Source organism: Mesorhizobium sp. 128a (assembly GCF_053848025.1).
In genome coordinates, this window is sequence record NZ_JBSPKY010000001.1 from 432,828 (window position 1) to 452,393 (window position 19,566).

A 19,566-nucleotide genomic window follows, 5' to 3' on the forward strand; every position below is an offset into this window, starting at 1 on the left:
CGATGAGCGGCGTCGCCGGAATTCTGCTCAGGCAGGAAGGCAAGCCGGCGGCCGCGGCCGATATCCAGCGCATGCTTGCCCGCATGCAGCATCGCGCGCCTGACGGCAGTTCGTGGTGGATGGATCAGGGCGTCGTTCTTGGCCACGCCTGGCTCAACACCACCGATGAAGCCGGCCCCGGCCCGCTGACGATGGCCGGCGGCAAGCTCGCGATCACCGCGGACTGCCGACTGGACAATCGCGACGAATTGCTGGCCAGGCTCGGCATCAGGGACAGCTCGGTTGCCGACGCCGTGCTGCTGATGCGCGCCTATCTGCGCTGGGGCGAAGCCTGCCCCGACCATCTGCAGGGCGATTTTGCCTTTGCCATCTGGGATGGCGAGCGTCAGCAGCTGTTTTGTGTGCGCGACCATTTCGGCGTCAAACCCTTCTACTACCATTCGAGCGACCGGCGTTTTGTCTTTGCCTCGGAGATCGGGCCGATCCTCGATGTCGGCGGCGTCGACATGCGCATCAGCGAACGCCAGATTTCCGGATTTCTCGCTGGGCTGCCGGACGATCCGCAATCAACCGCCTACGCCGATATCTTCCGCCTGCCGGCGCGCCACAGCCTGACGGTGACCGGCAACCAGGTGGTGTTGCGCCGCTACTGGCAGATCGAGCCTTCGCCCAGGCCGATGCGGTCGGACGCGGCCGAGGAATTCCGCCATCTGTTTTCGCAATCGGTCCGCAACCGCATGCGCGGCACGCCGGCGGTCGGTGCGATGCTGAGCGGAGGGCTCGATTCCTCCTCGATCGCCTGCGTTGCAGGCCTGCAGAATGCGGCGCAGCGGAAGCCGAGGCTGCCGACCTTCTCATTGGTGTTCGAAAAGGGTTCGCCGATGGACGAGCGGCCTTTCATCGAGGCGGTGCTTGGGCAGCAGAAGGTCGACGGCACCCTGATTTCCGTCGGCAATTATGCGCCCTTCGCCGAATTCGAGCGCATCCTGGAAGAGCAGGAAGAAACGTTCCTGGCGCCTGGCCTATCGCTGACCCGCGATATCTACAGAACCGCGGGCGCCAACGGCATGAAAGTGCTGTTGGACGGCCATGGCGGCGACGAGGTGGTTTCGCAGGGCCACGGCCATCTGCACGAACTCGCCGATGCGGGCAAATGGATGGAGCTGTGGCGCGAGCTGCGCAGCGCCTCCAATACCTATGGCGACGGCATGCTCGGCCTCTACTACCAGTTCCTCACCCTTTACGGGCCGGCCTGGCGCATTGCCAAAATCAGACGGCTCGCAAACCGCGCGCTGAGCAAATTGCGGCGCCATCCCACCGGACGGCCGGCGACGAGCTGGCGCCGCCTGATCAATCCGGATCTGGCGAAGCGAACGGACCTTGTCGAGCGGTTCCGCAGAGCCGGCTATATGCCGCCCGCGGTCAGCGCCAGCGAGACCCTGACCCATCGCTGGCTGCTGTCGAACGGGATGGTGCCGCACGCTTTCGAGGTTCTCGACAAGGCGGCGGCGAATTTCGGCGTCGAGCCGCGCTATCCCTTCTGGGACAAGCCACTGGTCGAGTTCTGCCTGGCGCTGCCCGGTGCGGAAAAGCTGAACCAGGGCTTCGGCCGTTCGGTTCTGCGCCGGGCCATGGAAGGAATTTTGCCGCCGGCGGTGCAGTGGCGGCGCGACAAGATCGATTTCACCTCCAACCTGGTCAAAGGCATGCTCGGCAATCACCGCGATCTCCTCGACAAGGTGCTGGTTTCGGATGCGGCGCTGATTGGCCCTTACGTCAACCTGCCCGAAGTGACCGCCGCCTATGGCCGCATCTCGCGGCAACCGGAGGCGGCCACCTTGCCCGATGTCCAGTATGTCTGGCGTTCGATCGCGCTGTCGTTGTGGCTGCGGCAGGTGCAACTGCGCGGGAGCCACGTGTGATGCCGGCCAACATGCCACTCGCCGCCGATGACCGGCATCCAGGTGCTGCCCGCGTGCGGCACTTCTACAAAGCCTATGGCCTGACGATTGCTTCGCAGATCGAGCTGCCCGAGTTGGAGCCGAGCGCGCCGGCTCCTGTCGACGTGCTGATCACGGTCGGCCCAATCGACCTGCGAAAGCCCTCGCCCGAGACCGGAACCGCTTTCCGCTTCGAGCCGCGGCAGCAATATCTGGCATGGCAGACGGTCGGCGCCTTCCTGATCACCGACGCCTGCCGCATCGAGGTGGAGCCGGCGCCGGGCGTGGACGATGCACTGCTGGCGTTTCCGCTGCTCGGTCCGGTCATGGCGCTGCTCCTGCATCAGCGCGGCCTGCTCATCCTGCACGCCAGCGCCATCGCCGTCGGCGGCAAGAGCGCTGTTTTCATGGGCGACAAGGGCGCCGGCAAATCGACGACGGCAAGCGCGATGATCCGCGCCGGCCATCGGTTGCTGACCGATGATGTCGTGGCGCTCGATCTCACGGACCGGCCGATGATCGTTCCGGGTTTCCCGCAGCTGAAGCTCGCCGCCGATGCCGCCGCCGCCATCCCGATCCAGGCGGAGATCCGCCCGCAAGTGCATGCGGCCATCGACAAGATGCAGCATCGCCTGCACGGCGGGTTCTCAGGCGATGCGGTGCCGGTGACCAGGATCTATATCCTCGAGCGCAGCGACAAGGCAGCGATTTCGCCGCTGCCAAGCGTCGGCGCACTGCCGGCAATCATTAAATTCTCCTATGTGACCCGGTTCGGCCGCCCGGCCCTGGTCGGCGATTTTGCCACGACGCATCTTGGCCAATGCGCCGCCTTGGCCAGCCAGGTTGGCGTCTGCCGCCTTGAAGTGCCGAGCGGGCTCGACCGGATCGGTGAAGCCGTCGCCCTGATCGAAAACGATCTGGCCGCCGGCAACCCGGCCGCGGTGAGCTGACATGTCCGCATCGCAGATCCTTCGCCTTTCGTTTTACCGAGACGTCGCCGGTTTCGGCGCCGCCATGGCCCGGATCGGCGGGCGCAGGACGCTGACCGCGCTGCTGTTCCTGATCCTGGGGAGCCTGACCGAAGGCATCTCGATCCTGCTTCTGGTGCCGCTGCTGCATCTGGTCGGGCGGCCCGAACAGAACTTCGCCGTCAGGCTGCCTGACAATGACTTCGTGCGCTGGCTGGCGCCGGACGGCACGTTGCAACTGACGACGGTGCTTTGCCTGCTGGTCGGGCTTGTCGCGCTGCAGGCGGCGTTCAACCGCTACAAATCCGTCTACATGGCGCGGCTGCTGCTCGACTTCATCAACCGACTGCGCATGAACCTGTTCGAAAGCATCGGCAAAGCGCGGTGGGGGATTTTTGCGCGCATGCGCAGCTCCGACCTCGACCACGCGCTGACCGGTGACATCGACCGCGTGCAGTCGGCCGCCTTCTCGCTGCTGATGCTGGTGCAGATCGCCGTCCTTTTGGCGGGCTATCTGGTGGTGTCGCTGTTCATTTCGCCCGTCATGACCGCGTTCGCCATCGTTGTCGGCATCGTCACCTTCCTGGCGCTGCAACCGTTTCGCGCGCGGGCCAGCGCCTTCGGCAGGGTTTTGACCACCAATCGTCAGGAACAGTACCGAACGGTCTCGGAGTTCCTCGGCGGCATAAAGGTGGCCAAGAGCCTGAATGTCGAGGCGACCTATTACGCGCAGCTTCGCGCGACGCTGGAGAAGATGAAGGCCGACAACATCAACTATGTGCGCAACAGCACCATCGGCACCGCTCTGTTCCAGGTCGCCAGCGTCATCGGCCTCAGCCTGTTCATCTATGTCGCTTTGGTCCGCTTCAACCTCTCGCTGGCCGAGATCGTCGTGCTGCTTCTGGTGTTCATGCGCATTGCGCCGCGCTTCATGGATTTGCAGATGCAGGCGCAGCAGGTGCTGATCAACCTGCCTGCCTATGCCTCGATGCGCGACATGCAGGCGCGTTTCGACGCCGAGCGCGAACCGGCGAATGCCGAATCCGATGTTAGACTGTCGCTCGATATGGGGCTCAACATCCGCAACGTCTCCTTTGCCTATGAGGCTGGCGGCAAGCCGGTGGTGAGCGATGTCACCTTCGGCCTGCCCGCCGGCAAGGTGACGGCGCTGATCGGTCCTTCCGGATCGGGCAAGAGCACGCTTGCCGACATGCTGCTCGGCCTGCTGGAACCCAGCGAAGGCAAGATCCTCGCCGACGGCGTCGAGATCAATGCTGCCAACCGCCGGCGCTGGCGCGACCAGGTAGCTTATGTGCCGCAGGATGTGTTCCTGCTGCACGACACGATCGCTGCCAATCTGCGCCTTGCCGCACCGCAGGCCAGCGACGCAGAGCTGTGGACTGCACTTCGCGCCGCGCATGGCGCCGACTTTGTCGAGCGGCTGGAGTTGCGGCTCGACACGGTGGTCGGCGATCGCGGCGTGCGGCTCTCAGGCGGCGAACGCCAGCGCATTGCACTGGCACGCGCGCTGCTGCGCAAGCCCTTGCTGCTCATTCTCGACGAGGCGACCAGCGCGCTCGACTGGCAGAACCAATCCCTGATCGCCAAATCGATCGACGGCTTGCGCGGATCGATGACCATCCTGACCATTGCGCACAGGCCGTCGATGATCGCCTTCGCCGACTGGGTGGTTGCGATCGAAACCGGCCGCATCGTCGAAGTCGGACAATATCAGAGGTTGAAAGCAAAGGCCGGCAGCCGCCTGTCCAAAATGCTTTCAGGCGAGCAATCGGAACCGGAGCCGGCCGAGGCCGGCTAGATCGGCGATGATCCGAGGCCGACGTCGCGGCCTCAGACTGTTCAGTGCACGCTGCGCCTGGCCGAGAGCTTCTCGCCTTCAGCCGCCTTTTCAGCGCCGAGGCTTCTTCCGGCGTCGCGAGCCCTGTCTGCCGATGTCGGAGCGCTCCTGGCGATCATCACATAGACCAGCAGGAAATAGCCGATCTGGATGAGGACAGCGCAGCCGATGACGCGGAGCACCGTTGTGGTGATCGTCGCGCCGTCGACATAGGACCACGCAACCACGATCGCGAGGGCGAAGACCATTCCAATGACGAATTTTGGTAACGACATGATCGGCGGCCCGTCAACCGGCCCGAGCATGCAAAAGCGATGACTTACCCACCCGAGTATCTCCCCATTCGCCATGCGAGCTTATTTAGCTGCTCTTTTTCGGCCGGTTGCTTCCGGCCTTCCCAACCCATCCAGACTCTAACAGGAATAATTTGCGACTCTATTAAGGCGCGAAACTGACGGCAAGGGCAACCGGCGATAATTTTCAGTCGGCCAACGCGTTAGACTCTGCCATGCTGCGATGCACACGTAGGGGTGGTGGCCTACTCGCCAAACGATTTCTACTTGAGTAGAATCTACAATGTTGATTAGTATTTTATTTGATTAATTTGGCAAAACGAGTGATTCGAAAATCAGTTAAAGCCATTCCCTTTGCAGGGAAGGACGATTCGGCCAATTTTGGCCGGAAAAAGGCATTACATTTCCTGTCGTTGCTAATTATTCGTCACAAACTCGCCATAAAGGGCAAAATTTGGGCAGGGCGCGTTTATTATTTAGTCAATTCATGACGTGACTATTTCATTCGTATAGGAAATTGTGTGTTGCGCTGCAGCATTTTTTTGATATCGTGACATAAACCATCCGTTCAACGTATGGAGCTTTTGCATGAGGGATGTTGCCAAGTCGGCCAATGCGGCATTTTCGCAGGTCGGCATAGATTTTCCGCCACCGATCGGCGGGCTGCTAAAACGCAGTTTCGATATTTTCGGTTCACTTGTCGGCTTGGTGGCGCTCAGCCCGCTGTTCCTGATGGTGGCCCTTCTGGTCAAGCTTTCCGACGGTGGCTCGATCTTCTACGGCCACAAGCGAATTGGACGCGGCGGGCGGATTTTCCCCTGCCTCAAGTTCCGCACCATGGTCGAAGACGGCGAACGCGTGCTGACCGCTTATCTGGCGGCCAACCCGGAAGCCAATGCCGAATGGATCGCGACCCGCAAGCTTAAGAACGATCCGCGCGTCACCCGCGTCGGCGCCGTTCTGCGCAAGCTTAGCCTCGACGAATTGCCGCAGATCATCAATATCCTGCAGGGCGACATGAGCCTTGTCGGGCCTCGTCCCGTGGTGCGCGACGAGCTTGAGATCTATGGCAGCGCCGCGGTCTACTATTTGAAGTCGCGGCCTGGCTTGACCGGCCTCTGGCAGGTCAGCGGGCGCAACGATGTCTCCTATGACAGCCGCGTCGCGTTCGACCGTCACTATGTCGAGAACTGGTCGTTGTTCGAAGACGTTCGCATCATCCTCAAGACCGTGCCTGCGGTGTGGATGTCGCGCGGTTCCTACTGACCGACCGCAACTGGTCAGCAATCGGGCAGGTACCGGCCCGAAGCCAATCCGGTCCAAAGCCATTCGGCGATGGGCCGGCCTTGCATTGCAGCCGCGGTGCTCAACCAGCACCCGGCAGCAGGCCTATCGGGCGGATGGGGCCAAAACGGATCGGAAACGCTCAGTTGAAAACAGACATATCAGCGTATTTTCGCCTTGCCGGCCCGATGCGGCCGGCACGGCTCGTCGCCACGTGCCTCGCACTGTCGCTCACGGTTCCGGCGCTTTCCAGTCCAGCGATGGCCGACGAGTACCGGCTCGGCTCGCAGGACAAGCTCAACATCCGCGTCGCCGAATGGCAGACCGTCGAAGGCACGTTCCGTGACTGGACGGCGGTAAACGGCGAATATTCGGTCGGTCCTGCTGGAACCCTGTCGGTGCCGTTCGTGGGTGAGTTGCCTGCGGCCGGCAAGACCACTTCGGAGGTCGCGGCCGCGATCAGCGTCGCCCTGCAGCGCAAGCTTGCCTTGTCGGACAAGCCGGAAGCCTCGGTGGAGATGGTGCAGTTCCGACCGTTCTACATCTCGGGCGAGATTCAGACGCCCGGCCAGTTTCCCTATGTGCCCGATCTGACCGTGCTGAAGGCGGTCAGCATCGCCGGCGGCAACAGGCGCAACGCCGACTATGGCCCGCAACTGGGCAAGGACCTGGTGACCGCCAAAGGCAATTTCGACATTTATGACGACCAGCGCGTGCGGCTGATCGTCAAGCGTGCCCGTATCGACGCGGACCTCGCCGGCAAGGCGAATTTCGAGGTGCCGAAGGAGGTCGAGGGTGATCCGCGACTTCAGGCCATCGTCGCCGACGAAATGCAGATTCTGACCGCCGACCAGAAGGCGCTGAAGCTGAAGCTGCAGGCGCTCGACGAATTGAAAGGGGTCCTGCAGGGCGAAATCGAAGCGCTGCAGAAGAAGATCGTCAACCAGCAGCGGCAGGTCGACCTCGCCAAACAACAGCTCGAAAGCATCAGCCCGCTGGTGCAGAAGGGCCTGGTCGTCAACACTCGCGTACTGAGTTCGGAGCAGTCCGTCGCCAATCTGCAAGGCCAGATTCTCGACTATGAGACGGCCATCCTCACCGCCAGGCAGTCGATCAGCAAGGCATCGCAGGACGCCATCGATGTTCAGAACACCTTGAATTCGAACCTTGCCGCCAGCCGGCAGCAGGTCGAAGCCGACCTGAACGAGGCCGCGCTCAGGGTGGGCATGCAGAAGGGCCTGATAGCCCAGGCATCGGATCCCGCCACGACGGCCGCCATCACAAGCAGTCAGGAACCGACCTTTCTCTATTCGCTGGTGCGCGTTTCCGACGGCAAGACAAGCGAGATCGAGGCCAAGGAAGACACACCGGTGCTGCCGGGCGACGTCATCAAGGTGAAGCTGGCGCCGACGGCCAGCCAATAGTCGGCCACCCCGGGGCTCGCTCGACGAGACTCGCGCGAGGAAGACGGGAAGAACAATTTCGGCTCGTTCGCGCCAGGTGCGGGCGGGCTGGATCGGCGAACCGATCCCGCTCTTTGTCTGTAGGCAATTCCGGACGGAAAACCGTCGCACTTTTCCTGGAATTGCTTTGACCGTTTCGACCGCTTGAAGGCATACAATGCAGCGCGCCGCCCCACGCCATGTCTACATCAATCTCGATGCCATCCGCGGCGTGGCGGCGATCAGCGTGATGCTCTACCACTTCTCGCCATTCCTGGCCGACGGCAAGGTGCTGCCGTCGAGCTATCTCGCGGTCGACCTGTTCTTCCTGCTCAGCGGCTTCGTCATCGCGCATGCCTATGACCGCAAGATCGAAAACGGCATGGGCTTCGGAACGTTCCTGGCCATCCGACTGATCCGCCTCTACCCGCTCTACCTTGCCGGCACGCTGCTCGGCTTCTTCTATCTGCTGGTCAAGAACAGGCTGATCCCTGCGGAGTACATGCCGATCTCCGAGATCGGTACCATGCTGACGACAGGCATGTTGTTCATTCCGCTGGTCAGCGATGCCTATCACACGATCTTTCCGCTCAATCCCGCCTCGTGGTCGCTGTTCTTCGAGCTGATCGTCAACATCGCCTATGTCGCTGTCTTTTTCCTGCTGTCGAGACGCGTGCTGAGCGTGCTCATCGCCGTCAGCCTGGCGCTGCTGGTGGTCGCCTCGATCGTGGCCGGCACGCTCGACTTCGGCATGACTGGCAAGACCATCATCAGCGGCCTGCCGCGCGTCTTTTTCTCGTTCTTCCTGGGCGTGCTGCTTTGCCGATCCATAGCGCGCTATCAAGGCAGCCTCGGCTTCGTGCGGGGTGGGTGGTGGGTCGAGGCCGCCATCGCGCTGACGCTTATGGTCTTTGCCATTGCGCCGGCCGGCGGCGCGCGCGTTGCCTACGATCTCGCCTGCATCGTCTTCGTCTTCCCGGCCCTGGTGGTGATCGGCGCCGTGGCGCCTACCGCTGCCCGCCTGTCAGGCCTCTATGGCTGGCTGGGGCGGATTTCCTACCCGATCTACATCATCCACACGCCGATGCTGATGATCATCGCCGGCGCAGGCAAGGCCGCCTCGATCGACCCGTTCGCGCACCATCCCTGGTTCGGCATCGTCATGGCGGTTTCGGTCATCGCCATCGCCGATATTGCAACGCGCATTTACGACGAACCGTTGCGCCGCTTCCTGCAACGGCTGACGCAGCGCAAGCGGGCCGTCGCCTGATCTGTCCGAGCGGCTCACCGTTTCACGGAAACGGCGATCCGCTCCAACGTCTTGTTTTGAAGCAATCTTCCGGGGCGTACGCGCTTTTCCCGGGAACTCTGCTTCACACTTTCCTGGAATTGCTCTAGACGCGTGCCGGCATGCGGCCGCTGGCGGCCTTCTCATCCTGCACGGGGGCATAGACCCGCCTTGCCCTGGCAACCGGCACCGGGCGCAGCTTGAACAGACCGTAATAGACGATGAACGAGGCCATGAAATAGGGGCCGAGTATCTCGACCTCGAAGAAGGAGCGGACCAGCATCAAGCCGACCGCGCCGGCAAGCACCACCGAATCGGCACTCCATTCGCCGAACACCACTTTCGAGACATGGCCCCAGAAGGAGCGCAGGATGGTCAGCGCCAGTATGGTCATGCCGATAAAGCCAAGCTCGACCAGGGTCTCGATATAGGTGTTATGGAAATGGAAGCCGGTGCGGGTCGAAATGTAGAACTCCGCCCAGAGCCGTTCCGGATCGGCAAAGCCTTGTATCCAGTAGGCGGCATAGCCATAGCCGAGTACTGGATGCTGCTGCGCCGCCAGCCAGCCCTGTTCCCAGAGATAGGTGCGGCCGGTCAGCGTCGAATCCTTGCCGAAGATGCCGAGCACGAAGTCGAGCAGGCCGAGGTTGAGGGCGGCCACCACACCCACGACCAGCGCGACGGCGCCGACGACAAACATGACGCGCCGATAGGCTCGCGACAGGATCTTGCTCACGGTGAGCAAGGCAACGATGCCGATCACCGCCGGCAGCGAGGCGACCGAGGTCGCCGACTGGGCGATCGCCAGCATGTAGACCGACAACAGCATGATCGGCGCGGTCCAGACGAAACTCATCCAGTTGCGCCGGTAAAAGACGAGAAAGGCAAGGCAGAAGAAGATGCCCAGCGAGGCGAAGAAGCCGACCTGGTTCTTGGAGCCGAAGGCGCCGACGAAATTGGTGGTGCCGTCGATCGTGTCGAGCGCATAGCCGGCGACCTTCAGCGAATAAAGCAGCACGATGAAGATGCCGATCAGCGAGCCCAGCACCAGCGTGCGCACGCTTATGGTGCGCGCGGCGATGTAGGCGCACAGGATGTGCGAGAAATATTGCAGCCCCGCCCGCGCGCTGGTGCCGGCCGCCTGCGACCAGAAGACCGAAAGACAGATATAGGTGACAAAGAGCAGCGGCAGCCAGGTGCTGGAAAGATCGCGCGTGAAGCGCCGGTAGTCGACGAACAGCAGCGGCAGCCACACCAGATAATAGGCAAGGATCAGGATCTTGCCGAAATTGGTGGAATAGGCGAAGGCAAAGACCGATACGGCAACGGCGAAGGCGGCATAGGCCTTGTTGTTGTCCGGATCGATCAGAATGGATTTCGGGATCTTCATATACGTACCGGATTTCTCATCCATGCCGCCTTTCAACTGGGCACGCCGCCTTTCAGCCGCGCATAAGCGCCCATGAACCGGCTTTTCCGCGTCAGGCCTCGGGCGTGACACCCGCCGGTGGCCGCACGCGACCGCCAGAACCCGCCTTTGCCGGAGCCCGATCTGCGGGCATCCATTGTGCAGTGCAATATAACCTGTATCGCCTGTCACTCAATGGAAAAGTTGTCACGGGCAATCCCGCCAGCCAGAACCATCATGCAACAGCCAGATGGCACGAATGCGGCTTCAAGCAAAATCAGGCCTGGCCGCTACCACAGCGCTCCGCCGGTGATCTGGATGTTTTCCATGGTGATGCCCTTGGCCAGATCCGAGCACAGGAACACGGCCAGGGCCGCAATCTCCTGCGGCTGGAGCATACGCTGCTGCGGATTGCCCTTGGCGATCTCGGCCATCGCTTCCTCGGCCGTGCGCCCCTTGCCCTCGCGCTCGACGACCTGCGCCACATTGCGGCGCATCAGTTCGGTCTCGACCCAGGTCGGGCTGATCATGACGCAGGTGACGCCGTGCGCGGCGCCCTCCAGCGCCACGCAGCGCGTGAGACCCAGCAGCCCGGCCTTGGAGGCGCAGTAGGCCGGATTGTCCTTCCAGCCGACGGTGGCGGCCGTCGAGCCGATGTTGACGATACGGCCCCAGCCACGCTCGATCATGCCGGGCAACACGGCGCGGGTGGCGCGGAAGGCGCCGGTCAGGTTGGTGTCGACGATCTTGTCCCACAGGGCGTCGGAATGGCCGCAGACTGGCTGCTCGGCGGTGGTGCCGGCGGCGTTGACCAGGATGTCGGCTGGGCCGATGGCGGATTCGGCGTCAGCCGCAAATTGGTTGGTCACCTCGCTGTCGCGGACATCGAGATGAGCAGCGTGAACCTTGGCGCCATGCGCCGACAGGGTCGAACGCACGCGCTCGATTTCATCGGCGTCGGGATAATAGGCGGCGTCGGATCTGTCGGCGCCGGCAGGCGCGATGTAGGAGCCGACGGCGACATTGGCGCCGGCTTCAGCCAGTGCCGTGGCAATGGCCAAGCCCATGCCGGAAAACCCGCCGGTGACGATGGCGCTGCGGCCGGAAAGGTCTGTCATAGGCAATGGAACTCCGATGCCGAAATCTGATGCGATAGTCTTAGACCCAGCCCGGCAACGAGCGCTACCTTGCCTGCGGCGCTGGCCACGACATCACGAGAGTGGTTTGCCCAGCCATTCGCGGTAGAACCCTTCGAGATCCGGTTCGAAATCATGCACGATCGGATAGCCGGGTGCCGCCGCTTCCACCTCGTGCATGGTGCCGCATTGTGGGCAGATGAATTCGCGGATTTCCATCCATTGCGGATCGGGAATGTCGCTGTTCGGGTAGATTTCGCGCAGCGCTTCTTCGGTGTTGCGCACGATGATCGCGGCCTTCAGCTTCCAGTTCTTGCGATAGTCACCGAAGGAATGACCGCATTCGCAGCGGGTGATCCGCTCACCGCCGCTCTGGCAGATGAAGAGATGATCCGAGACCGGCAGCAGGATCGGGTCCTTCCAGGCAACACGATCCTGATAGACGGCGACCATCTTGAAGAAGCGGTCATCATCCTTGTAGGCGCTCATGACGCGCCTGGTCTGCGGCCAGGGCAGCTTGCCGGCGGCCAGATCGCCGAGGACTTCCTTGCTGTATGAGGTCATGGCTTTGCTCCCGGCATGAAAATCGATCTGGCGTCGACGGTCCAGAAATCACTGAATTCCTTGGTGAAGCGCGACGACAGCTTGATCGCGCTGGCATACATTTTCTTCACTTCCGGCGCGAAGTCGGCTTTCTCGATGCGGCTTCGCTCGGCGTCGATCCAGTCCGAAACCGGTATTGCCTTGACCAAACGCTGCTTGCGCATGGCGGCGCGGCGTTCGACCGTGGCGTCGATATCGGCAACTGGATAGCCGTCGGCGTCGTCCTTCAGCACGATACCGAAAATCTGGATCGCCGCTTCGCGGGTGAGGTAGCCGTTCTCGACATCCCAGGCCGTCTTGATCGGATCGCGCTCCAGCACGTCGCCGTAACCGCCGCCGCCATTGTAGGAATGGCTGAAGATGTCGCCGGACTTGTGCGGCGAGGTGATGTAGGGACCCTCGACCAGGACATGGTCGCCGCCGATGGTCTTCTCGTAGTCCGAGACATGCGGGTCGATGCCCGGCGCATGCGCCAGCGGTTCGCCTTTTGCCGCCAGCTCATGGATGTTGGAGTTGCGCACCGCGCGATGCTTCTGGCAGGTCGGCGCCGGATAGCCGCCGCACATGCCGCCATTGTCGAAAACGCGCGAGGAGTGCTCCGAGGTGTGGAGCCGCAGATGCGGGGTCTTGTTGATCAGCCAGGTCGAGACGAAGGAACAGCCGCCGCGATATTTGCCGGCGCCGCCCGAATTGGGGACGATCGAACGGCCGATATAGATCATCGGCATGGACTGTTCCCAGACCTCGATGTTGCCCATGTCGGATTCCGGATTCCAGCCGACATAGGCGGTGTCGAGGCCGTCGGCGATGGCCAGCGCGCCGGAGCCGGCGGCGGCGCATTCGAAATGCGCCATGCCGAACGGCGTGCCGTATTGGCTTTCGCCGCCCATCTCGATCATCGGGCTGTTGACCTGGCCGACGAAGGCTTCCTCGACGAAACCACGCGCAACGAAACTGCGCGACAAAAGCCGCTGGAAGACGCCATAGGCGGGCAGCAGCAGCGCCCATGAGGTGGCGGTCGCCACCATCTCGTTGTCGGGGTTGGTCCAGGTGCCATGCGGCAATTTCAGCTCGGTCGCCATCCAGGCGCCGTCATTGACCAGGCCTTCGAAATTCATGTGCTGGGTCAAGGTGACGAACATGCCGCCATCCATGCCGGCCGGCGTGCAGTTCATCGAATGGTAGCCCCAGGGCTGCGTGCCCTCGAAATCCATGGTGATCTTGCCGTCGGTGGTGATCTCCATCTCGATCGGGATGTTGTACAGCCAGTCCGGATCGCCGAGCAGCTGGAAGCCTGGTTTACCCGCAGTGACGTGACCGTAGAAAGTATGACCGCGGTAGATGCCGGGCACGGTGAGCTGGCGGGTGCGGGCGAGCTGGGCGCGGCGGCCTTCTTCGATGAACTCCTTCGACACCTTCATCCAGTAGTCCAAACCGATCTCGGAGATCAGCTGCTTGACGCTTTCACGCATGTCGATGCAGGAGGCGACCTTGGCCTTCTCGTCGAGCACCCAGTAGATCGGCATGCGCAGATTGCGCTCACAGCGGATGACGTAGTCGCGGCGGATCTCGTCATTCTCGCCGATCTTCTCGGCGCAGACGAAAAGGCCTTCGGTGAAGCGTTCCTGCGCCAGGCAAACGTCGCCGCCAGGCGTGATGCCGCCGGCTTCCAGCTCGTGGCAGACCGCACCCGCCCAGCCGACCAGCGTGCCTTCATGGAAGATCGGCACCACGTCCATGACGTCGGGCACCTGCACCGTGCCGATGAAGGCATCGTTGTTGGCGAAGATATCGCCTTCGCGGATCTTCGGGTTTTCCTCGTAATTGTTCTTGATCATCCATTTGATGAAGCGGCTCATCGTATGGACATGGACCATGATGCCGTTGGAGAGCGCGATGGCGTCACCTTCGGGGGTGTAGATGGCCACCACCATTTCGCCGACCTCGCGCACGCCGGGCGAAGCCGAGATGCGGCGGGCCATTTCGCGGGCCGAGACGCAATAGGCGCGCAGCTTGGTGTGCAGCGTCTCGAATTTCAGCGGATCCTGGTTGCGCAGGGTGAGCTCGGTGATGCCGTCATAGCAGCCGGTCTCTTCCATCAGCCGCTCGGAATCGAGCAGTCTTTCGCGAAGGCGCAGCACCGAGGCAGGTTTGTCCAACATGGCGATGCCCTCTCAAGCGTGGGTGTAGTGCAGCAGCGTCCATTCATCGACATGAACACGGTCCTGCGGATGAACGACGAGCGTGGTGGCGGGATGTTCGATGATGGCCGGGCCGATCACCTCATGGCCGGGCTGCAGAAGGTCCATTTCGTAGAGATTGGCCTTGTGCCAGCGGCCGCCGATATAGGCCTCGCGCACACCCTTGTGGGCGGCTGCCGGATCCGATTGGCCGAGCGGGCGCTTCAGCAGCACCGGCTTGACCTTGTCGGCGGTAGCGATGAGGCCCAGCTCGGTGATGGTGAAGCCGGCCTCGCCGTAGCGCGACACCCGATGGTTGACCTTGGCATAGACCGCCTCGAACTCGTCAATGACCTTGCGCATGTCGTCGGTCGAGTTGACCTCGGCAAGCGGCGCCATCACTTCGACATCCTCGAGCTGGCCGGTGTAGCGCATCATCAGGAACGGCACGGTCTTGATTTTGTCGCGGCCGTGGCCGTCCGTGATCATCTCGTCGACTGCTGCCTTGGTCAGGTCGTTCCAGACATTGGTGACCTTCTTGCCGAAGGCGAGCAGTTCGTCATCGCTTGCCCGTGCGCCGATGTCGTGCTGCGTCGACACCGAATGGCGGCGCATGAAATCGGCGGTGGTGCAGCCGAAGGCGGAGAAGGCGGCGGCGAACTGGAAGGTGATGATGTCCTTGAAGCCGATGCCCCGGGAACAGCCGGCCAGATGCAGCGGACCCGAGCCGCCGTAAGAGAGCAGGGTGAACTCCGAGGGGTGGATGCCCTGGCCGGAGATGACGCGGCGCAGCGCGTTGTTGGCGTCAGCTTCCAGCATGTCGATCATGCCCTCCGCGGCCTCCTCGACGCCGACGCCAAGGATGCTGGAGCATTTTTCCTCGAAGGCCTTGCGCGCCTTCTCGACCTGCAAGACAACCTTGCCGCCGAGGAAATAATAAGGGTTGAGGCGGCCGAGGATGGCGTCGCAATCGGCGATGGTGGGTTCGGCGCCACCCTTGGCAAAGCAGATCGGGCCGGGATCGGAGCCGGCGCTTTCCGGCCCGAGCGAGACCTTCTTGGTCAGCGGATCGACCTTGAGGATCATGCCGGCGCCGGCGCCGATCGTGTCGAGATGCAGTGTCGGCACGTTGAGTTTGAACCGGTCCATCAGCGGCTCGTTCTCGATCCGCGTCTGGCCGCGCGAGATGACGCCCATGTCGAAGGAGGTGCCTCCCATGTCCGAGCAGATAAGCGAGTCATTGCCGATGAGCTTGCCGACATAGGCCGCACCGAGAATGCCGCCGATCGGGCCGGAGATCATGGTTTCGTGCAGGCGCGGATGGTTGATGGAGGTCAGGCCGCCGAAGGACAGCAGCGTCTGCACACCGTATTTGAAGCCGTATTTCTTCGAGACGTCCTCGATGCCGTTGAGCTGCTTGCGGCCGCGCGACGTCGCATAGGCCTCGATCAGCACCGAGTTCAGCCGCGACTGCTCGCGGATGACGGGGCGTACTTCGTGGCTGGTGTAGACGAGAATGTCGGCGCCGGCCTTCTGCACTTCCTCGCGGCAGATCTCGGCGATGCGCTTCTCGTGCACCGGATTGACGTGCGAGAAGATGGTCATGATGCAGATCGCTTCGACCTTGTCGGCGATCAGCTTTTTGGCGGCGGCATGCACCTCATGCTCGTAGAGCGGCAGGATGACGTCGCCGAACTGATCGATGCGCTCGGTGACGCCATGGGTGCGGCGGCGGGGCACCAGCGGATCGGGATGGTGATGGGTGACCGCATGCAGCCGGTCGGCATAGGAATAGTCGGCCCAGGCCTGCAGGCCGCGGCCCATCAGGATCATGTCCTCCAGACCCTTGGTGGTGATCAGGCCAAGGCAGCGGCCGGTGCGCGACAGCAGCGTGTTGAGCATGCCGGTGCCGGAATAGAGCACGACGTTGACGCCGGAAAAGAGCGTTTCCAGCGAGATGCCCCAGGCATCGGCCGCGTCTTCGGCGGAGGCAAGGAAGCCTTCGGCTTCGTTCTTCGGCGTGGTTGCCGATTTGCCGATCTTGAAGTGACCGTCCTGATCGACAAGGATCGTGTCGGTCATGGTGCCGCCGGCGTCAATGCCGATGACGATGGGATTGCCGACGATGGGGCTGGTGAGGTTGGGTTGGGTCACGGTCGCCTCAGGATGCTCTAGGATGGAGCCAGGCTAGAGTCATTGGGCGGCCTTGCGCCATATGCCTAAAGACACAATGACGCTTTGACCGTTATCGCCGAGAAAAGGGCATGCGCATGGGCAGCAACATCTGGGCGCCGCTGGCCAGGGCGATCGCCGCCACCGGTACGGACAGGCATGTCGATTGCCTGATCGACCTGATCGGTGCCGATATCGAGCACGACCTCGTCACCGTGACTCGTTATTCGGCGACGCAAACGCCGGAGTTCATCAAGCACAGGCGCTTCTCGGACGAAATGGTCCGGCGCTATCTCGACAATTACTATGTCTTCGACCCGTTCTATGCCTCATGGCGGCGCGAGCGACGGCTGGGTATCCTGCCGCTGAAGCGGCTGGCCGACGACGAGGCCAAACGCGGCCAGTACATAGCCGGTTTCCTGGCGCAGTCGGAAATCTGCGACGAGGTCGGCATCATGCTGGCCGACGGCGGCGACTGGTGCCTGGGCATCTTCCTCGACCGTTCGACCGCTTCGTTCAGGGATAGCGAAATCGCGCTGCTGGACGAGCGGCTACCGGTGTTCGAGGCGCTGCATGCGCTGGACACCAAGGCGCGTGGAGCCGAATTCTCCCGCACATCGGCGCCGACCGGGCCGGGCGCCTCGCCCCGACAGGAGCCGACCATCCCGACGAGCCTGTGGCCGGAGCTGTCACTGCGCGAGCGTGAACTGGTGCAACTGATACTCGCGGGACATCCTACCGCCAACATCGCCGAGCGGCTAGGCATCACCGTCGGCACGGTGAAGAACCACCGCCGCCGCATCTACGAAAAGCTCGACATCACCACCGAGCGGGAACTGTTTTTGCAGTTCTTCCAGCACCGCGCCGACAGTTAGGAGCTGGTCGCCTCTGACTGACCCCGCGTCCCCCGACGAATGCTATCGATGAGGGCACGGAGCGCCGGCGCCATTTGCCGCTGTGCCGGATAGCACAAATAGTAGCCTGGAAAGGGCGCCGACCAGGCCTCTAGCAGCGGGACGAGGCGCCCTTCGGCGACATGCGCGTCGGTCAGCTGGTCGCTGGCGAAGGCGATGCCGATCCCGTCGACCGCTGCCTGCACGCCAAAGTCCTTCTGGCTCGAGATGACGGGCCCTTCCACGGCGACCTCGAACCACTTGCCGTCCGCCATGAACTCCCACTTGTACGGCGTCGCCTGGCCAGGCCACCGCCAGCCGATGCAGCTGTGGGCGAAGAGGTCGCGTGGGTGAGCGGGTGTTCCGCGTCGCGCGAGATAATCGGGTGAGGCGACCGCGGTCTGGCGCAGGTCGGGACCGAGTTTCACCGCGATCAGATCCTTGTCGATGACCTCTCCGAGCCGGATGGCAACGTCATAGCCCTCGGCGACGATGTTCACCACGGTGTCGTCAAGCGTGATGTCGAGGACCACCTGCGGATAGGCATCGCTGAACGCCCGCAATATGGGTGTCAAATAAAGGCTGGCGGCATTGTGAAAGCAGTGCATCCGCACTGTCCCGGCGGGGTGGGCTCGGCTTTCGCTTGTTTCGCCCAACGCCTCGCCGAGCTGATCGACGGCGGGCTTCACGCGCGCGAAAAGTTTGGCGCCGGCCTCAGTCAGGGAGACGCTTCGAGTGGTGCGATTGAACAGGCTGACGCCCACGCGCTCTTCGAGCCCACGGACCATCTGGCTCAGGGCCGAACCCGACACACCTAGCTTTTCCGCAGCGCGACTGAAATTGAGCGAGCCCGCCACCGCCACAAACGCGCGGAGCTGGTTGAAATCGCCAGCAGACGGAAGGAGAGGGTCCATGATTGCCCGTGCCATGTTTACCTGTGATTGAGTAGTTCAGCTAACAAGGCTGGTAAGGGCGCGCCGGTTAAACGCGGCCTGGGAAACCCTTATAGCAAGCGCATTGCCAGACCTGAAGGGAACCATCATGACCACATCAGACATCCAATTGCCGGGGAAAGACGGGTTGGCCGCTCTGGCTCAAACCTACTTCGACGCGGCCCATGACATGGACGCCGACAAGTTCGCTTCCATCTTCCACGAGGCGGCCTTTGTTACGCGGAGAGGCGAAAACGACACGGTCGTCGTTACCCCTGTCGCCGCCTGGCTGGACACCGTCCGGACGCTGAAGTCGCCGCGAGAGACCGGGGCCGAGCGCAAGGACCAGATTCTCTCGATCAACCTGGTGCGCGACATGGCACTGCTCAAGATCAGCCTTCGAATCCCTCCGCGTGAGGTGACTGACCTTTTGTCGTGCCTCTTCCTCAATGGTCAGTGGCTGATCGTCCAGAAGGTGTTCAACGCCGAACCGCTTCGCTGATCTAACCCATTATCGGAGCATGATCTTTTCCAAAAACCGACACCCGCTTTTTGGGATCATGCTCCAGCGCGATCGAAATCGCCGTCAATCGTGCAATTGCCGCGAAATCGGCGGGCCGACCGTAAAGCCGGAAAAGGTGACCTCAAACCCTTCGCGCTGCGGCGAACAGCACATCATGCCGACATCGACAGACCTGGAGACCGGGAAATAAGCCAGCCGCACCGGTTTCCAGTGGCCATCGGTCACATCCAGATACTGGATGCGGATCGCCTCGGCGTGGCGGGTCAGGCGTATGCGGACGCCGTCGGGATCGTTGGGAATGCTGAGCAGCGACCAGTCGGATGTGTCATTGGTGACGACCACCGAAAAATACGCCAGCCCGTCCGTGTATTCGATGCCGGCCTTGATCCAGTGCGTCTCGCTCAGCCGCAGCATCAGCCCGGCCTGGTCGTAGAGCACACGATAGTCGCCCTGGACGGTGACCTCGGCGCTGAAATCGCCTTCGACTGGCCGGTAGAGGAAATGGCCATTGTCCCGCCAGAAACCGTAGAAGGTCTCGCGCCAGAAATCGGTTTCCTTGCCGGTGCGCACACGCACCGTGTCGTCACCGAAGGCATGATACGGCGGCGGATTGAGCCAGGTCAGTTCCTCTTTCGCCGCCGTCATC

General features: G+C 62.4%; 16 protein-coding genes. 8 read left to right on the plus strand and 8 right to left on the minus strand.

Annotated elements, in window-relative coordinates; translation table 11 throughout:
- Nucleotides 1-2 precede the first annotated feature (2 nt).
- Genes ACWTU9_RS01990 through ACWTU9_RS02000 form a run of 3 tightly spaced genes read left to right on the plus strand, consistent with a single transcriptional unit; the run spans nucleotide 3 to nucleotide 4,727 of the window.
- Entirely contained in the window at nucleotides 3-1,922 is a 1,920-nt protein-coding gene (locus tag ACWTU9_RS01990) for a lasso peptide isopeptide bond-forming cyclase (protein ID WP_455856853.1), read from the plus strand.
- Nucleotides 1,919-2,890 carry a serine kinase gene (locus ACWTU9_RS01995; protein ID WP_455856854.1) on the plus strand — a complete coding sequence of 324 codons (972 nt, stop codon included), beginning with the start codon at nucleotides 1,919-1,921 and terminating at the stop codon, nucleotides 2,888-2,890. Before ACWTU9_RS01990 ends, ACWTU9_RS01995 begins: the two co-directional genes overlap by 4 nt.
- A gap of 1 nt (nucleotide 2,891) precedes the next feature.
- Nucleotides 2,892-4,727, plus strand: coding sequence for an ABC transporter ATP-binding protein (locus ACWTU9_RS02000; protein WP_455856855.1), 1,836 nt, complete (start codon nucleotides 2,892-2,894; stop codon nucleotides 4,725-4,727).
- Between the two features lie 41 nt (nucleotides 4,728-4,768).
- Here ACWTU9_RS02000 and ACWTU9_RS02005 read toward each other — a convergent pair whose 3' ends face one another.
- Nucleotides 4,769-5,041: an exopolysaccharide production repressor exox gene (locus ACWTU9_RS02005; protein ID WP_455856856.1), complete on the minus strand. Its 273-nt coding sequence runs from the start codon at nucleotides 5,039-5,041 to the stop codon at nucleotides 4,769-4,771.
- A gap of 606 nt (nucleotides 5,042-5,647) precedes the next feature.
- Here ACWTU9_RS02005 and ACWTU9_RS02010 point away from each other — a divergent pair.
- The 3 genes from ACWTU9_RS02010 (at nucleotide 5,648) to ACWTU9_RS02020 (ending at nucleotide 9,055) form a co-directional block, all read left to right on the plus strand.
- Nucleotides 5,648-6,325, plus strand: a complete 678-nt coding sequence (locus tag ACWTU9_RS02010) for a sugar transferase (RefSeq protein ID WP_455856857.1) — start codon at nucleotides 5,648-5,650, stop codon at nucleotides 6,323-6,325.
- A gap of 164 nt (nucleotides 6,326-6,489) precedes the next feature.
- Nucleotides 6,490-7,767 (plus strand): polysaccharide biosynthesis/export family protein, encoded by a 1,278-nt coding sequence (locus tag ACWTU9_RS02015; protein WP_454587607.1) that lies wholly within the window; start codon nucleotides 6,490-6,492, stop codon nucleotides 7,765-7,767.
- 196 nt (nucleotides 7,768-7,963) lie between these two features.
- Nucleotides 7,964-9,055: an acyltransferase family protein gene (locus tag ACWTU9_RS02020; RefSeq protein ID WP_455856858.1), complete on the plus strand. Its 1,092-nt coding sequence runs from the start codon at nucleotides 7,964-7,966 to the stop codon at nucleotides 9,053-9,055.
- Between the two features lie 124 nt (nucleotides 9,056-9,179).
- Here ACWTU9_RS02020 and ACWTU9_RS02025 read toward each other — a convergent pair whose 3' ends face one another.
- The 5 genes from ACWTU9_RS02025 to ACWTU9_RS02045 form a co-directional block, all read right to left on the minus strand.
- Nucleotides 9,180-10,463, minus strand: coding sequence for an O-antigen ligase family protein (locus ACWTU9_RS02025; protein WP_455857122.1), 1,284 nt, complete (start codon nucleotides 10,461-10,463; stop codon nucleotides 9,180-9,182).
- A 308-nt stretch (nucleotides 10,464-10,771) separates the two neighbouring features.
- A complete protein-coding gene (locus ACWTU9_RS02030) occupies nucleotides 10,772-11,599 on the minus strand; it encodes an SDR family NAD(P)-dependent oxidoreductase (RefSeq protein WP_455856859.1) in 828 nt (275 codons plus the stop codon).
- A 93-nt stretch (nucleotides 11,600-11,692) separates the two neighbouring features.
- Nucleotides 11,693-12,181 carry an acetone carboxylase subunit gamma gene (locus ACWTU9_RS02035; RefSeq protein ID WP_455856860.1) on the minus strand — a complete coding sequence of 163 codons (489 nt, stop codon included), beginning with the start codon at nucleotides 12,179-12,181 and terminating at the stop codon, nucleotides 11,693-11,695.
- Entirely contained in the window at nucleotides 12,178-14,382 is a 2,205-nt protein-coding gene (locus ACWTU9_RS02040; protein WP_455856861.1) for a hydantoinase B/oxoprolinase family protein, read from the minus strand. Before ACWTU9_RS02040 ends, ACWTU9_RS02035 begins: the two co-directional genes overlap by 4 nt.
- Nucleotides 14,383-14,394: 12 nt before the next feature.
- On the minus strand, nucleotides 14,395-16,554 hold the full coding sequence (locus tag ACWTU9_RS02045; RefSeq protein ID WP_455856862.1) for a hydantoinase/oxoprolinase family protein: 2,160 nt from the start codon (nucleotides 16,552-16,554) through the stop codon (nucleotides 14,395-14,397).
- A gap of 110 nt (nucleotides 16,555-16,664) precedes the next feature.
- Between ACWTU9_RS02045 and ACWTU9_RS02050 the strand changes: the two genes are divergently transcribed.
- Nucleotides 16,665-17,447 (plus strand): helix-turn-helix transcriptional regulator, encoded by a 783-nt coding sequence (locus ACWTU9_RS02050; protein ID WP_455856863.1) that lies wholly within the window; start codon nucleotides 16,665-16,667, stop codon nucleotides 17,445-17,447.
- On the opposite strand, the gene ACWTU9_RS02055 is transcribed toward ACWTU9_RS02050, so the two are convergent.
- Entirely contained in the window at nucleotides 17,444-18,394 is a 951-nt protein-coding gene (locus ACWTU9_RS02055) for a LysR family transcriptional regulator (RefSeq protein ID WP_455856864.1), read from the minus strand. The two genes, ACWTU9_RS02050 and ACWTU9_RS02055, sit on opposite strands and share 4 nt — an antisense overlap.
- Nucleotides 18,395-18,506: 112 nt before the next feature.
- Between ACWTU9_RS02055 and ACWTU9_RS02060 the strand changes: the two genes are divergently transcribed.
- Nucleotides 18,507-18,899: a nuclear transport factor 2 family protein gene (locus ACWTU9_RS02060; protein WP_455856865.1), complete on the plus strand. Its 393-nt coding sequence runs from the start codon at nucleotides 18,507-18,509 to the stop codon at nucleotides 18,897-18,899.
- A gap of 84 nt (nucleotides 18,900-18,983) precedes the next feature.
- On the opposite strand, the gene ACWTU9_RS02065 is transcribed toward ACWTU9_RS02060, so the two are convergent.
- Nucleotides 18,984-19,565: a DUF1349 domain-containing protein gene (locus tag ACWTU9_RS02065; RefSeq protein WP_455856866.1), complete on the minus strand. Its 582-nt coding sequence runs from the start codon at nucleotides 19,563-19,565 to the stop codon at nucleotides 18,984-18,986.
- Nucleotide 19,566: the final 1 nt, after the last annotated feature.

What these genes read in the sequence shown, in the direction of transcription:
- ACWTU9_RS02025 (WP_455857122.1), bottom strand. Translation starts at nt 10,463, where the DNA reads ATGAAGATCCCGAAATCCATTCTGATCGATCCGGACAACAACAAGGCC.
- ACWTU9_RS02035 (WP_455856860.1), bottom strand. Translation starts at nt 12,181, where the DNA reads ATGACCTCATACAGCAAGGAAGTCCTCGGCGATCTGGCCGCCGGCAAG.
- ACWTU9_RS02010 (WP_455856857.1), top strand. Translation starts at nt 5,648, where the DNA reads ATGAGGGATGTTGCCAAGTCGGCCAATGCGGCATTTTCGCAGGTCGGC.
- ACWTU9_RS02030 (WP_455856859.1), bottom strand. Translation starts at nt 11,599, where the DNA reads ATGACAGACCTTTCCGGCCGCAGCGCCATCGTCACCGGCGGGTTTTCC.
- ACWTU9_RS02065 (WP_455856866.1), bottom strand. Translation starts at nt 19,565, where the DNA reads ATGACGGCGGCGAAAGAGGAACTGACCTGGCTCAATCCGCCGCCGTAT.
- ACWTU9_RS02040 (WP_455856861.1), bottom strand. Translation starts at nt 14,382, where the DNA reads ATGTTGGACAAACCTGCCTCGGTGCTGCGCCTTCGCGAAAGACTGCTC.
- ACWTU9_RS02050 (WP_455856863.1), top strand. Translation starts at nt 16,665, where the DNA reads ATGCGCATGGGCAGCAACATCTGGGCGCCGCTGGCCAGGGCGATCGCC.
- ACWTU9_RS02055 (WP_455856864.1), bottom strand. Translation starts at nt 18,394, where the DNA reads ATGGCACGGGCAATCATGGACCCTCTCCTTCCGTCTGCTGGCGATTTC.
- ACWTU9_RS02005 (WP_455856856.1), bottom strand. Translation starts at nt 5,041, where the DNA reads ATGTCGTTACCAAAATTCGTCATTGGAATGGTCTTCGCCCTCGCGATC.
- ACWTU9_RS02000 (WP_455856855.1), top strand. Translation starts at nt 2,892, where the DNA reads ATGTCCGCATCGCAGATCCTTCGCCTTTCGTTTTACCGAGACGTCGCC.
- ACWTU9_RS02060 (WP_455856865.1), top strand. Translation starts at nt 18,507, where the DNA reads ATGACCACATCAGACATCCAATTGCCGGGGAAAGACGGGTTGGCCGCT.
- ACWTU9_RS01990 (WP_455856853.1), top strand. Translation starts at nt 3, where the DNA reads ATGAGCGGCGTCGCCGGAATTCTGCTCAGGCAGGAAGGCAAGCCGGCG.
- ACWTU9_RS02020 (WP_455856858.1), top strand. Translation starts at nt 7,964, where the DNA reads ATGCAGCGCGCCGCCCCACGCCATGTCTACATCAATCTCGATGCCATC.